General features: G+C 61.8%; 11 protein-coding genes and 4 pseudogenes. 7 read left to right on the plus strand and 8 right to left on the minus strand.

Annotated features, from left to right (window positions below):
* Positions 1-47 precede the first annotated feature (47 nt).
* Positions 48-194 carry a hypothetical protein gene (locus tag LK440_RS10765; protein ID WP_005012807.1) on the plus strand — a complete coding sequence of 49 codons (147 nt, stop codon included), beginning with the start codon at positions 48-50 and terminating at the stop codon, positions 192-194.
* A gap of 201 nt (positions 195-395) precedes the next feature.
* A complete protein-coding gene (rpsT, locus tag LK440_RS10770; protein ID WP_005012806.1) occupies positions 396-659 on the plus strand; it encodes a 30S ribosomal protein S20 in 264 nt (87 codons plus the stop codon).
* A gap of 125 nt (positions 660-784) precedes the next feature.
* On the opposite strand, the gene garL is transcribed toward rpsT, so the two are convergent.
* The 4 genes and pseudogenes from garL to LK440_RS10790 all read right to left on the minus strand — a co-directional run bounded on the left by garL (position 785) and on the right by LK440_RS10790 (position 4,706).
* Positions 785-1,555, minus strand: a complete 771-nt coding sequence (garL, locus tag LK440_RS10775; protein ID WP_005012805.1) for a 2-dehydro-3-deoxyglucarate aldolase — start codon at positions 1,553-1,555, stop codon at positions 785-787.
* Between the two features lie 42 nt (positions 1,556-1,597).
* The gene (locus tag LK440_RS10780) at positions 1,598-2,593 is read right to left on the minus strand and encodes a Bug family tripartite tricarboxylate transporter substrate binding protein (protein ID WP_005012804.1); all 996 of its coding nucleotides are present in this window, start codon (positions 2,591-2,593) and stop codon (positions 1,598-1,600) included.
* A gap of 93 nt (positions 2,594-2,686) precedes the next feature.
* Positions 2,687-4,428 (minus strand): annotated as a pseudogene (araD, locus tag LK440_RS10785) (L-arabinonate dehydratase).
* A complete protein-coding gene (locus LK440_RS10790; RefSeq protein WP_005012803.1) occupies positions 4,425-4,706 on the minus strand; it encodes an Ldh family oxidoreductase in 282 nt (93 codons plus the stop codon). Before LK440_RS10790 ends, araD begins: the two are co-directional and overlap by 4 nt.
* Before the next feature lie 75 nt (positions 4,707-4,781).
* Here LK440_RS10790 and LK440_RS10795 point away from each other — a divergent pair, with 75 nt between their 5' ends.
* Positions 4,782-6,002 (plus strand): ISL3 family transposase, encoded by a 1,221-nt coding sequence (locus tag LK440_RS10795; RefSeq protein ID WP_005011985.1) that lies wholly within the window; start codon positions 4,782-4,784, stop codon positions 6,000-6,002.
* 3 nt (positions 6,003-6,005) lie between these two features.
* On the opposite strand, the pseudogene LK440_RS10800 reads toward LK440_RS10795, so the two are convergent.
* From LK440_RS10800 to LK440_RS10810, 3 genes and pseudogenes are all read right to left on the minus strand, one after another.
* Positions 6,006-6,785: pseudogene (locus LK440_RS10800) on the minus strand (Ldh family oxidoreductase); the annotation flags it as partial.
* A 132-nt stretch (positions 6,786-6,917) separates the two neighbouring features.
* A complete protein-coding gene (locus LK440_RS10805) occupies positions 6,918-7,652 on the minus strand; it encodes a FadR/GntR family transcriptional regulator (RefSeq protein ID WP_005012801.1) in 735 nt (244 codons plus the stop codon).
* A gap of 32 nt (positions 7,653-7,684) precedes the next feature.
* Positions 7,685-8,618, minus strand: a pseudogene (locus tag LK440_RS10810) (dihydrodipicolinate synthase family protein).
* 234 nt (positions 8,619-8,852) lie between these two features.
* Between LK440_RS10810 and LK440_RS10815 the strand changes: the two are divergent.
* A pseudogene (locus LK440_RS10815) lies at positions 8,853-9,805 on the plus strand (2-hydroxyacid dehydrogenase).
* A 46-nt stretch (positions 9,806-9,851) separates the two neighbouring features.
* On the opposite strand, the gene LK440_RS10820 reads toward LK440_RS10815, so the two are convergent.
* On the minus strand, positions 9,852-10,142 hold the full coding sequence (locus LK440_RS10820; protein ID WP_005012796.1) for a DUF3579 domain-containing protein: 291 nt from the start codon (positions 10,140-10,142) through the stop codon (positions 9,852-9,854).
* Positions 10,143-10,300: 158 nt separating this feature from the next.
* Between LK440_RS10820 and LK440_RS10825 the strand changes: the two genes are divergently transcribed.
* The 3 genes from LK440_RS10825 (at position 10,301) to argG (ending at position 13,926) form a co-directional block, all read left to right on the plus strand.
* Positions 10,301-11,482 (plus strand): aspartate aminotransferase family protein, encoded by a 1,182-nt coding sequence (locus LK440_RS10825; protein ID WP_005012795.1) that lies wholly within the window; start codon positions 10,301-10,303, stop codon positions 11,480-11,482.
* Positions 11,483-11,537: 55 nt separating this feature from the next.
* Positions 11,538-12,479, plus strand: a complete 942-nt coding sequence (gene argF / locus LK440_RS10830; RefSeq protein ID WP_005012790.1) for an ornithine carbamoyltransferase — start codon at positions 11,538-11,540, stop codon at positions 12,477-12,479.
* A 109-nt stretch (positions 12,480-12,588) separates the two neighbouring features.
* Entirely contained in the window at positions 12,589-13,926 is a 1,338-nt protein-coding gene (gene argG, locus LK440_RS10835; RefSeq protein ID WP_005012789.1) for an argininosuccinate synthase, read from the plus strand.
* The last annotated feature ends 46 nt before the right edge of the window (positions 13,927-13,972 follow it).

Genomic DNA, 13,972 nt, shown 5'->3' on the forward strand with positions numbered 1-13,972 from the left:
TCGTCGCTGCCCTGCGGCCCTATCGCCACGGCACCCTGCGCGTGTCCATGGCCGCGGGCGGCCTGCCGGTCACAGGCATGTACCCGCTCGACGATCCTGAAGCCGCCCTGCAGGCACTCAGCGAACGCATGCCAATCGCCATCAAACGGTTGACGCCCTGGTTTGTGTCCATCAACGTGGAAACCACGATATAGCCGCCGCGCCTGCCGCTGCTGGCGGGCCTGCCGCCGGTATCCGGCCCACTCGGGTACACTAGCGCCAGTAAGACGTCGTCGGCAGACCACATTCTGGCTCTGCTGCCTGGTCAAAAACAGCTTTGTCTCAAAGGACTTGCATTATCCGGCAAGCCTGATACAATATCTGACTTTGCCGAATTCAGTAAACTCTTAAGCAACATGGCCAATACCGCCCAAGCCCGCAAGCGCGCTCGCCAATCGGTTGAGCGTAACAAGCACAATTCCAGCCTGCGCTCGATGCTGCGTACCGCGATCAAGCGCGTTCGCCAAGCCATCGCTACCGGCGACAAGGCTGTGGCTGGCGAGACGCTGCGTAAAGCAACCAGCGTGATCGACCGCGTGGCTGACAAAAACATCATCCACAAGAACAAGGCTGCTCGTCACAAGAGCCGCCTGGCTGCCGCCGTCAAGGCGCTCGCCTAAGCAGTTATGCCACTCCTGGCCCTGGCAGTCTGTCGGGGTACATGAGCAGCATAGGAATGCGGCAAAAAAAAGGATGCCTCGCGGCATCCTTTTTGTATTGGCGGCGTCAAGTCCGCCAATACGGTTTACCGACTCGGAAACGCTTCGCGAAGGCCAAATATGGCTTGCTTGAACACGCCCATGTCGGTGCCCACCGCCACGAAATGCATGCCCATGTCCAGATAACGCCTGGCATCGGCGGCTACCGGCGCCAGAATCCCCACGGCCTTGCCCGCCGCATTGACGCGCTCGTACAAATGGCGGATGGCCTCCTGCACTTCTGGATGCCCTGGGTTGCCCAAGTGCCCTAACGCCGCCGCAAGATCCGAGGGGCCGATAAATACTCCATCGACGCCATCGACCGCCGCGATCCGATCCACGGCCTCGAGACCTGCACGATTCTCGATCTGCAACAGCACGCAGATATTGTCGTTGATGGTATTCAGATAGTCCGGCACTGTGCCATAGCGGTTGCTGCGCTGAAGGCCGGCCACGCCCCGCACACCCTGCGGCGGATAGCGGGTCGCCGCCACGGCTTGCCGCGCCTGCTCCTCCGATTCGATAAACGGAATGAGCAGGTTGTAAAAGCCAATATCCAGCATGCGCTTGATCTCGACCGGATCATTCCACGATGGCCGCCCCACCGCCGCGCTCGAACTCCCCTGCAAGGACTGCAACTGCTGCACGAACGTCGGAATTTCATTGGGCGCATGTTCGCCGTCAAGCACCAGCCAGTCGAAGCCAGCCAACCCGATCATCTCGGAGGTGATATGACTGGTCACGGAAAGCCATAAGCCGATGACACGCTCGCGCGCAAGAATCCGTTGACGAAAAAGATTGGGCAAAGAAGAAGTCATTGAATCTGTCCGTTACTAAGAAAATGGCCGACTGGCCGATGATCAATCCATGCGCGCGCCGGAAGCCTTGGCGGCCTTGCCCCATTTCCCGATTTCTGCCGTGACGAAATCCGAGAACGCCTTGGGACTGCTGCCGACCACCACAAAACCGACTTTCTCCAGCTTTTCGCGTAACGCCGGATCTGCCATCGCCTTAACGGTGGCGGCATTCAGACGCTCGACCACCGCCGCTGGCGTGCCTGCCGGGGCCGACACGCCAAACCAAGACTCGGCAGCAAAGCCAGGATAGCCGGACTCGGCAATGGTGGGGATATCGGGATAGGCCGGATTGCGCTTCTCACTGGCCACCGCCAACGCGCGCAGCTTGCCTGCCTGAACCTGGGGCAATACGTTGTCTTGATTCAGGAACAACACGGAGACACGCCCGCCAATCGTGTCCGTGATAGCGGCTGCACCGCCCTTGTAAGGCACATGGACCAACTTGATGTCCGCCGCCTGCTTGAGCATTTCCATGGCCAGATGGCCGGACGAGCCACTGCCCGAACTGGCGTGGGTGTACTTATCCGGACTCGCCTTGGCCAAGCGGATGAAATCGGCGAAGGTATGCCCGGGAAACTCAGGGTTGGCCACCAGCACATTCGGACCTGTGGCCAGCAAAGCAATGTGGGCGAAATCCTTGTCCCGATAAGGCATGGACTGGTAGAGCGAGTAATTGATGGCGTTGGAACCCACACCGGACAGCAGCAAGGTGTAGCCATCGGGTTCGGCTTTGGCAACGGCGTCCGAACCGATATTGCCGTTGGCGCCGCCCTTGTTCTCGACGATCACCGTTTGACCCAACTCCTTGCCCAAGCCCACGGCCAACATCCTTCCGACGGCATCGGTACTGCCGCCTGGCGGAAACGGAACCACCAGCCGCACGGGCTTGTCCGGCCAAGTCGCCGCGCCCACGGGCGCGCCGCTGCAAAAACCTACCGAAGCAATGAGCGCCGCCAGAATTCGACGACGATTGGCAAACCAGGATCTACGGCACCACATGCTGTTGTCTCCTCGTGTCGGCTAAGCCGGCATCTCATGCGCTGAGCAAGTGTGAAACGTGCAGGCCGTCCGGCCCGCTTCCCCTTTTCGAGGTCAATGGATTTCTGGCTCTTCCTTGTGCTCCGCCTTGCGGGTCTGGAGAAAATCGAAATCGCACCCGCTATCGGCTTGGCCGACATGCTTGAGGTAAAGCACCCCGAAGCCTCGGTCGAACTTAGGCGCAGGCGCCTGCCAGGCCTGTTTGCGTGCCGCGAGTTCGGCCTCCGGCACCAACATGTCGATGCGTCTGGCCGGTACATTCAGAGAAACGAGATCGCCCGTGCGGATCAAGGCCAACGGGCCTCCCACATACGATTCCGGTGCGACATGCAGGACACAGGCACCGTAGCTCGTGCCGCTCATGCGGGCATCCGAGATACGCACCATGTCACGCACGCCTTGCTTGAGCAATTTTGCGGAATGGGCAGTTGGCCCCATTCAGGCATCCCAGGCGCACCTTGAGGCCCGGCATTCTGCAGCACGATCACGCTGTCGGCAGTGATGTCCAGATCAGGGTCATCAATGTGTTCGGCCATATCGTTGTAGTCTTTGAACACGACCGCCGGACCGGTATGCACTTGCAGGCTCGGCAGCATTGCCGCAGGCTTGATGACGGCACCGTCGGGCGCAAGATTGCCGCGCAGCACCGCCAGACCATCACATGGCACCAGGGCCTGATCAGGGCTGCGAATGACGTCGTCGTTGAACACGCGCGCTGCTGCAATGTTCTCGCCCAGCGTACGACCGTCGACCGACCCTTGAGTCAAGTCCAGCAGATCAGCCATCTGCACCAGCATCGCTCGCAGCCCCCCAGCGTAGAAGAAATCCTCCATCAGATACTTGCCGGCCGGCCTCAGATTGGCCAGCACGGGTGTGCTGCGCGCCAAGGCATCAAAACGCTCAAGATCGAGCGCGAAACCCGAGCGGCGCGCCATGGCGATCAGGTGCACCACCGCGTTGGTGGAGCCAGACAGTGCCAGAACGGTGCGCACCGCATTATCGAACGAGGCCTCAGTCAGAAAATCGCTGGGCTTGAGATCTTCCCAGACCATCTCGACGATGCGTTTTCCGGTCAGACTTGCCATCTGCGCGTGACGAGAATCCGGTGCCGGGATCGATGAATAGCCCGACAGGCAAAGCCCCAGCGCCTCGACGGCTGCCGTCATGGTCGAGGCGGTGCCCATCGTCATGCAATGACCCGGCGAACGCGCGATGCCGTCCTCCACACCCTGCCAGTCTTGCTCTGTGATGTTGCCGGCGCGCAGTTCTGCCCAGTACTTCCAGGTATCGGATCCGGAACCCAGTGTCACGCCGTTCCAATTGCCGCGCAGCATGGGGCCAGCCGGCACGAAAATCGTAGGCAGATCCATGGATATTGCGCCCATCAACAGCGCTGGCGTGGTCTTGTCGCAACCTCCCATCAGCACACAGCCATCGGCCGGATAGGAGCGCAGCAGCTCCTCGGTCTCCATCGCCAGCAAATTTCGATAGAGCATGGTCGTGGGCTTCTGAAAGGGCTCCGACAAGCTCATGGCCGGCATTTCCACCGGAAATCCGCCAGCCTGCCAAATGCCTCGCTTGACCTCTTCGACGCGTTGCTTGAAATGGCTGTGACAGGGATTGATGTCACTCCAGGTGTTGATGATGGCAATCACGGGTTTGCCCGCATAATCAGAGCGGTGATAACCCATCTGCGCCGTGCGGGAACGATGCCCGAATGAACGCAGATCCTTCACACCATACCAACGGTGGCTACGCAATTCCTCGGGCAGTTTGCGCTTGGGACTTTGACTCATGATGCATCCTTGTCATCTCGGAGACCCAACACATAGCGCGCGCCGCTGCGTTCGCAAATCATCCGCAGTTTGTCGTCCAACGCACGAGATATCGGTACGCCTTCAATATCGCGCCGCAACGCCTCGGCCGCCTCGAGGTCGCCAGGAACCAGCACCGGTGTTTGGGGATCGGCCGCCGGCGTCTCGTGCATGGTGTCGATCAATTCATCCATTTCGTCCTCGAATGAACCGGCATCACGAAACGCGGCAGGGTCGAGCGCAAGAAAAAAATGGTTCATCGCGGAATAGCGTGGAGCCGTGCTTGATTGCCGTTACGCTTGATCCTTGATTTTTCAAGGATCAAGGCCGGGATCATGCTGGACCGCAAGACGATCGAGAGGTTGGGTGGGTGGGAAGGTTATCGGGTGGAGCGGGTCGTGTGGCCTGAAGGTGAGAGCCGGACGGTCACGATTTACCTGAAGCCTTCAGCGCGAACGATGCACTGCGAGCACTGCGGCAACCGATGTCGGCAGGTGCATGAGACGACCACGCGCCGGGTGCGGGATCTGCCGCTAATGGCGCTGCGAGTGACGCTGGTAGTGCCGCGTCGGCGGGTCTGGTGCGAGCAGTGCGGTGGACCGCATCTGGAGAGGCTGAGCTGGCTGGGCCGTTACCAGCGAGTGACCGACCGGCTGGCCGAGGCGGTCAGCCAGTTGCTTGAGTCCAGCAACATTCTGGCCGTGGCGCGCTTCTTCCAACTGGGTTGGCACACGGTCAAGGCGCTGGACAAGGCCCTGCTGCGACGGGCGATCCAAGAGCCGGACTGGAGCCAGATCCACTACCTAGCGATGGACGAGTTCGCTCTACACAAGGGCCATCGTTATGCCACGGTCGTTGTCGATCCGATCCGCCGTCAGGTGCTATGGATCGGTGATGGCCGCTCGCGCGAGACGGCCAGAGCCTTCTTCGAACAACTGCCAACTGGGGTTGCCCAGCAGATCCGGGCCGTAGCGATCGACATGACGACGGCCTATGAGCTGGAGATCCAGGCCAACTGCCCCAACGCCGAGATCGTCTACGACCTGTTCCACGTCGTGGCCAAGTACGGCCGTGAAGTGATAGACCGGGTGCGTGTAGACCAAGCGAACCAGTTGCGGCACGACAAGCCGGCCCGCCGGGTGATCAAGTCCAGTCGCTGGCTACTGCTGCGCAATCGCAAAAACCTCGATCCGTGCCAATCGGTAAAGTTGGACGAGTTGCTCCAGGCCAACCAGCCCTTGCTCACCGCTTATCTGATGCGCGATGAGCTCAAACAGCTGTGGTTCTACCAACACCCCGGCTACGCCCGCCAGGCATGGGATCACTGGCTGCAACAGGCTCAGGGCAGCGGCATCGCCGCCTTGGCTCACTTCGCGCTCAAGCTAAAAGCCTATCTGCACGGGATTCTGTCTCGCTGTCGCCACCGGCTCAACACCAGCATCGTCGAGGGCATCAACAACACCATCAAAGTCATCAAGCGCCGCGCCTACGGCTACCGCGATCAGGAGTACTTCTTCCTCAAGATACGGTCTGCATTCCCCGGTATTCCTCGATGAACCAAAAAAATGCCCCACATCGTCACCTTGCCCTGGCCTTCGGCGGCGCGCATGCAAGGCGGCCAAGGCACTGCCACCCAGCGTGCCGCCCAGCGTCTGGGCCAGCAATGCCAGCCCATAGCCTTTATGGCTGCTCATGGCGGCTGTGCCTCCCAAAGGCGTCAGCCCGCCCTCGTCGCGCTTGAAGATGAACTCCATGGCCTCGCTGGCATCCGTGACGCTGCGCCCGTGGCCATCGACTGCCCAGCCTTGCGGCAAGGCTTTGCCGTAGTAGTCGTAGACCTTGACCTTGTTGCCTGCCACCGTCGTGGTTGCCATGTCCAGCACCAGACCGCAGTGGCGCGTCGCCGGCGCGGCAAATGCCAGAGGATTGGTGCCCAGACGCGGCATAGCGCCACGCGTCGGAACCATGATGAGCGTGATGGCACTGCTGGCGACCAGACCCACCAGCCCTCTTGCCAAAGCCAGCCTGGCATACACGCCAGCGGCACCGAAATGGTGGGAATTGCGCACTGACACTGCCCCGACGCCATGAGCCAAGGCCTTGTCGCAGGCCAGATCCATGGCTTGCCGAGAGACCGGGTGCCCCAGGCCGCCCCCGCCGTCGAGCAAGGCGCTGGCCGTCGTCTCGCGAACCAGGCGAGGTCGAGCCTGCAGATCGAGCGAGCCAGCGCGCCACTTCTGTTCGTACATGGGCAGCATCGAGATACCATGAGAGTCCACACCCAGGCGGTCCGTCTCCGCCATCAGGGACGCGCTGCTTGCCGCCAGGTCCTGCGGCATTCCCCAGGCGACCAGCACACGCTCTATCTGCTCACGGACCAGGGCCACCCCGGCACGCTGGCCTGACTTGTCCTCTCGCACACCTGTCTCCTTATGAATGCCGTCAGCGGGTCTGATGCCCGTTGGTCACGTTCAGTCGCGCTCCTTGTCCACCAGACGATGGCGCGCCTGCCCGAGATGGAATTGCATCGCCACGCGCGCGCGCTCGCTATCCTGCGCCCGGATGGCTGAAAGGATGGCGGCGTGTTCCTCCGCCACGCGCTCGGCGCGCTGACGCGACCCGGTGCGTGTCAGATTCAGCGCCAATCGCATGAATCCACTGACAGCCTCGTGAATATTTTCCAGCACGTCGAGGTAAAAATCATTGCCACTGGCCTCGGCAATACTGGCGTGAAACGCCAGATCCGCCTGCGGAGAAACCTTGCCGTCGGCCAGCCGGTCAAGGAAATCGGCGTGAGCTTGTTCCATGCGCTGCAACTGTGCATCGCTGCGTCGCAAGGCCGCCAGACGCGCCGCATCCCCCTCGAGCGCCACGCGCACCTCCTGCGCTCGCAGATAAGCGCTGACGTTCTGCACGTCGGGGAATGTCTTCAGCCGCGGTGCAGGCTGGTGGCTGACAAAGGTACCCAGCCCCTGGTGCGCAGTGATCAGGCCATCGGCACGCAGGCGCAGCAACGCCTCGCGCACCACAGGACGCGAGACGCCAAAACGCTCACAGATCTCGTGCTCGGACGGGAGTTTGTCACCTACGCTCAGACGTCCCGACGTTATCTGCTCAAAAATCTGTCCATAGAGTTGGTCGCCCAGCCGAACTCGCTGATGCCTCTCGAGCGGCACGGGTTCGTCCTCTGTATGTTTGCTGGCCACGCCGCACTCCGGAAGTTGAGAGGTGAAAGCCGCTATGGTAGCCGGGTCGCCTGGCCATCCTGCTCGCGCAGGGCTCTCGCCACCGGTGCCACCCGAGCGCGCTCGGCAGCATCGAGCCCGCTCAGAAGAGGCAACATCGGTCCCATGTCGGCCACCCCAGCCAACGTCACGGCCTCATGAAGCACTCGGATGGGACTGATCTCATCGCGGCAGTCTTCCAGCGGCATATAGGTCGCACGCAGACGCTCGGCCTGCTCAAACTGCCCGGCCTGCAAGCTGCGCAGCAACTGCATCGATCCACGAGGCGCCACGCACACCGAACCCGAGGTAAAGCTTTTCAGGCCAAAGCGGCGGAAATGCACGATGGCGGGCCGCTCGCCGATGCCACTGACCACGTGCTGCGCATCCACTTCCTGGAGCAAGGCCGCCAGATAATCATCCTGGGCGGGATCCGCACGGACCACCGCATACTTGACAGCGACTATGCGGCCTTCCTCGATCAGTTGCGCCAGCGTGGCCGGCGCAAGATAGTTGGCCGCCTTGATGTAAAGCACCGCCGGGCGCCCCAGCCTATCGGTGAAGCGCCTTACACCGTCGGTCAGGCCTGCATCGGTATAGGGAAACGCCATGGGCAAGAGCATGGCCGTCGGAAAGTCACGCGTGCGCAGGATGGCGGCCTGATCCATAAGCTTGCCATAGTCAGGGCCGACCGAAGGCAACACCCAGGTCTGGGCGCCGGCAGCTGCGGCCAACGCATCCACGACAGCGGCGTATTCGCTGACCTCGATGTTGTAGAAGTTGGCATTTCCCCCGTACATGACGTTGCGTACACCCCCCCTCTTCCAGATGTCGCAACACAGCCCGGTTGGCCACCCTATTGAGAGAAAGATCACCATGACGTGCCAGAGGTGGCACGGCGATCACGGACCGATGCAGATCGGCGGCAGTCACGGGGCTGGTCTTCACGAGCAAACCACTCCAGAAAAATTGGCGCGTGGACTACGCCCTTCTTGATTGACAGGCATACTATCAACACAGATAGTTGTTTTACAAGTAGAGCCTACCCTCGGACCCCCTCTTCGCCGCAGCCTCGAACCGCCACGAGCAAGCCAACCCGCGCTGCTGATCGCAGGCTGGCCGGCCCAGCCCGGAATCAAGTAGCATTTTCGTTTTAGCCATTTCCACCCAACGTTGGACGCCATGACAAGCAAGCATCGCATCATCCAGGTCGGCTCATTGGCCGGTTCGCCCACGGCCAATGCGCGCCTGGCCGCAAGCTACGACGTAATCGAACTCTGGAAGCACGAGAACCGCGCAGCAGCCCTGGCAGAGTTCGGTCCCGGCGTGACCGCACTGGTGACCTCGGCCAACCTGGGTGCCCGCGCCGACCTTATTGCGGCTCCGCCCGATCTGAAGGCGATCTGCAGCTGGGGCGTGGGCTATGAAACCATAGACGTGCAGGCGCCCAGGCGCGCGGCATTCAGGTGAGCAACACGCCGGATGTGCTCACGGATTGCGTGGCCGATCTAGCCTGGGGCCTGCTGATCAGCGCTGCCCGGCGCATGGGCCAGGGCGAACGCTTCGTGCGCGCAGGCCAATGGGGTCAGGTGCATGGCAGCATTCCGCTGGGCATGCGCGTGAGCGGCAAGAAACTGGGGGTAATCGGCCTGGGCCGCATCGGCGAAGCCATTGCCCGCCGAGGTCTGGGTTTTGACATGCAGGTGCGTTATCACAACCGCCGCGAGCGCAACGATGTCGAGTACGGCTATGCCGGGAGTCTGACCGAACTGGCGGAATGGGCCGACTTTCTGATCGTCGCCACGGTGGGCGGCCCCAGCACGCGCCATCTGGTCAGCCGCGAGGTGCTGCGCGCGCTCGGCCCCAAGGGCATCATCGTCAATATCGCTCGCGGTCCGGTGATAGACGAAGCAGCCATGGAGAGTCTGCTGGAGTCCGGCGAGCTGGGCTTCGCCGCCCTGGACGTATTCGAACACGAGCCCAACGTACCGGATTTTCTCAAAACCACGGATCAAGCCGTGGTGCTGCCGCATATCGGCAGCGCCACCACCGAAACCCGTCTGGACATGGAAAACCTGATGCTGGACAACCTGGCCGCCTACTTTGCTACAGGCAAAGTGACCACGCCGGTATAACCTCGTACGAACGAAGCCCCGACGGGGGCTTGCCCCTCGTCGACCTTTATACCTCGCGTTCTTCGGTCTTTAACCCGTTATCACGCGCAAAATCGACCACAAACTTGAACGCAAGCGGTTCAAGCTCGCGCAGGCGCTGATCGACCACGATACCCCGCACACCGTCGATCACGACGGGCAGGACGTAAGGCGAATAGGTGAGATGATTGCCGGCGCTGCCAGGCGGCCGGAACTGAGCCATGACGCCAGCGAGGCGCTCCGCCCAGTCGCTGGGGCGGAAACGCGCACCACTTTCGGTGACGCCGTGAATAATGAACTGTTTGACGCGAGTTGCCATGGGACCTTCACAACGGGCTGCGCGCGCGGACGCCAGATCGGCCGCGACTCAAACATGCGACCCGCGCCGCGAATTGTATATGATTGATCCTTTGGTCCGCTTCCGCCCTGGGGCATGAGAGGGCCGCATCCCTGGTTTTTCCCGTGGAGCACACCGCGATGAACTCGCCCTTGGCCAATATTTATTCCCGCCTGCCGGTCTCGTTTACCCACGGCAAAGGTGTCTGGCTATGGGACCCCCAAGGCCGAAAGTACCTCGATGCCCTGGCAGGCATCGGTGTCTCATGCCTCGGCCATGCTCACCCCCGGCTCGTGCGAGCCATCGCCGAGCAGGCCGCGCGGGTCATTCACACCTCCAACATCTACGAAGTGCCCCAGCAGACCGAGCTGGCCGCACGCTTGAATGCCCTGTCCGGCATGGAAGAAGTGGCCTTCAGCAACAGCGGCTCCGAGGCCAATGAAGCCGCCATCAAGCTGGCACGCTACTACGGCTATCAACGCGGCAACACCCACGCGCACGTCATCACGATGGAGTCGTCCTGGCACGGCCGCACGCTGGGTACCCTGGCGGCCACCGGCAGCGAGAAGGCCCGCAAAGGTTTCGAGCCCCTGCCCACCGGCTTCATACAAGTTGCCTACAACGATCTGCAGGCCGTGCGCCAAGCCGGCGACCGCGAGCCGCGCGTCACCGCCGTCCTCCTGGAAGTCCTGCAGGGAGAAGGCGGCATCCGCCCCTTCGACATTGCGTACTTGCAGACACTTCGCGAGTTGTGCACCGAACGCGGCTGGCTGCTGATGATCGATGAAGTCCAGTCCGGCGTCGGCCGCACCGGCAAATGGTTTGCCCACCAATGGGCAGGCATCCGGCCGGATGTGATGACCCTGGCCAAGGGGCTGGCTGGCGGCGTGCCGATCGGCGCCATGCTGGCCCGCGGCCCGGCCGCCGGGGTGCTGACGCCCGGCAGCCATGGCACCACTTTCGGCGGCGGCCCGCTAGCCTGCGCGGCTGGCCTGGCCGTGCTCGATACGCTCGAGCAAGACGGGTTGCTCGCCAATGCCGAACGCATCGGCAGCTATCTGCAGCACGCGCTTGGCCAGGCGCTGGATGGCGTGCAAGGCGTCAGGGAAGTGCGCGGACGCGGCCTGATGCTGGGCATCGAACTCGACCGCCCCTGTGGCGTGTTGGCCTTGCAGGCGTTGCAGGCCGGCCTGCTGATCAACGTCACGCGCGACCGTGTCATCCGGCTGCTGCCGCCGCTCATCCTCACCGAGGCCGAAGCTGATCAAATCGTCGCAATCCTCGTCCCCCTGATCAAGACCTTCCTGGCCGACCAAGCATAATCACAGGCGGCCGGGCCACGAGCCGGGCTGCCGTCTATCGACCTGTGACCTCACCATGACTCCCTCTACGACGCAAAACGGCCCCCTGCGGCATTTCCTGCAGTTCAAAGACCTCACCGCCGCCGAGATCGGCTATGTCCTGGACCGCGCCCGCATCATCAAAGATAAGTTCAAGCGCTACGAACCCCACATGCCGCTGCACGACCGCACGCTGGCGATGGTGTTCGAGAAGGCCAGCACGCGCACCCGCGTCTCCTTCGAAGCCGGCATGTACCAAATGGGTGGCTCGGTCATCAACCTGACCTCCAATGACTCGCAGCTAGGCCGCTCCGAGCCCATCGAAGACACGGCCCGCGTCATTTCGCGCATGGTCGACATCGTGATGATCCGCACCTTCGAGCAGACGCGCATCGAACGATTCGCTTCGCATTCGCGCGTGCCGGTCATCAACGGCCTGACCAACGAGTATCACCCCTGCCAGATTCTGGCCGACCTGTTCACCTTTATCGAACATCGCGGCCCCGTGGCCGGCAAGATCGTCGCCTGGGTAGGAGATGCCAACAACATGTCCTACACCTGGTTGCAAGCCGCCGAGATGCTGGGCTTCACCTTGCACGTGTCGACACCGGCCGGCTACGAACTCGAAGCCTCTCGTGTCGGCAACCCGCCCCCTGCGGTACTCAAACAGTTCAAGGACCCCATGCAGGCCTGCCAGGGCGCGCACCTGGTGACCACCGATGTCTGGACCAGCATGGGCTACGAAGCCGAAAACGAAGAGCGCCGTGCGGCCTTCGCCGATTGGTGCGTGGATGCCGAGATGATGGCAGCCGCCGACCCCAAGGCATTGTTCATGCATTGCCTGCCGGCCCACCGTGGCGAAGAAGTCACCGGCGACGTCATCGATGGCCCACAAAGCGTGGTCTGGGATGAAGCCGAGAACCGCATGCACGTGCAAAAGGCTCTGATGGAGTTCCTTTTGCTGGGCGAAATTCGCTGAACTACCGCTCCCCTACCCCTGACATGCCCCGGGCCGTCAGGGGGCAAACGCGCTAAAATAGCCAGTCTGAGCCCTCTGCCGTCAGCCCTTTGTCGCTTTCGATCACACAATGACTACCATTCTCCCGAACCTTCCCACCGGCCAGAAGGTCGGCATTGCCTTCTCTGGCGGCCTGGACACCAGTGCGGCCTTGCTGTGGATGCGTGAAAAAGGCGCCATCCCCTACGCCTACACCGCCAACCTTGGCCAACCCGACGAGCCCGACTACGAAGAGATCCCTCGCCGTGCCATGCAATACGGCGCCGAGAATGCCCGCCTGATCGACTGCCGTGCCCAACTCGTGGCCGAAGGACTTGCCGCGCTGCAAAGCGGCGCGTTCCACATCTCCACCGCGGGCTTGACGTACTTCAACACCACGCCCATCGGGCGTGCCGTGACCGGCACCATGCTCGTGGCCGCCATGAAAGAAGATGGCATCAACATCTGGGGCGACGGCAGCACGTTCAAAGGCAACGACATCGAGCGTTTCTACCGCTATGGCCTGCTCACCAACCCCGAGTTGAAGATCTACAAGCCCTGGCTGGATCAGACCTTCATCGACGAACTCGGCGGCCGCTCCGAGATGTCGGAATACATGCGCCGCTCCGGCTTCGACTACAAAATGTCGGCCGAGAAAGCGTACTCGACCGACTCCAACATGCTGGGCGCTACCCACGAAGCCAAGGATCTGGAATTCCTCAATTCAGGCATTCGCATCGTCAAGCCCATCATGGGCGTGGCTTTCTGGCGTGACGATGTCACCGTCAAAGCTGAAGAAGTCAGCGTGCGCTTCGAGGAAGGCCGTCCGGTGGCCCTCAATGGCGTGGAATACAACGACGTCGTCGCACTGCTGCTCGAAGCCAACCGCATCGGCGGCCGCCATGGCCTGGGCATGAGCGACCAGATCGAAAACCGCATCATCGAAGCCAAGAGCCGTGGTATCTACGAAGCTCCGGGCCTGGCGTTGCTGTTCATTGCTTACGAACGTCTGGTCACCGGCATTCACAACGAAGACACCATCGAGCAATACCGCGAAAATGGCCGCAAGTTGGGCCGCCTGCTGTACCAAGGCCGTTGGTTCGACCCGCAAGCCATCATGCTGCGTGAAACGGCTCAACGCTGGGTGGCACGTGCAATCACCGGCGAGGTCACCCTCGAACTGCGCCGTGGCAATGACTACTCGCTGCTGAACACCGACTCGCCCAACTTGACCTATGCTCCAGAGCGTCTGTCCATGGAAAAGGTCGAAAACGCACCGTTCACGCCTGCTGACCGCATCGGTCAACTGACCATGCGCAACCTGGACATCACCGACACGCGCGAAAAGCTCTTCACTTATGTGAAAGCCGGCCTACTCTCCTCGTCCGGTAACGCCGCGCTGCCGCAGATCAAAGACGACAAACAGTAAACGTCTCGGCTGCAGTACAAACCTGGGTCCTGGCCCAGGTTTTTTT

Source organism: Bordetella holmesii, from assembly GCF_020735985.1.
Lineage (GTDB): Bacteria > Pseudomonadota > Gammaproteobacteria > Burkholderiales > Burkholderiaceae_B > Bordetella > Bordetella holmesii.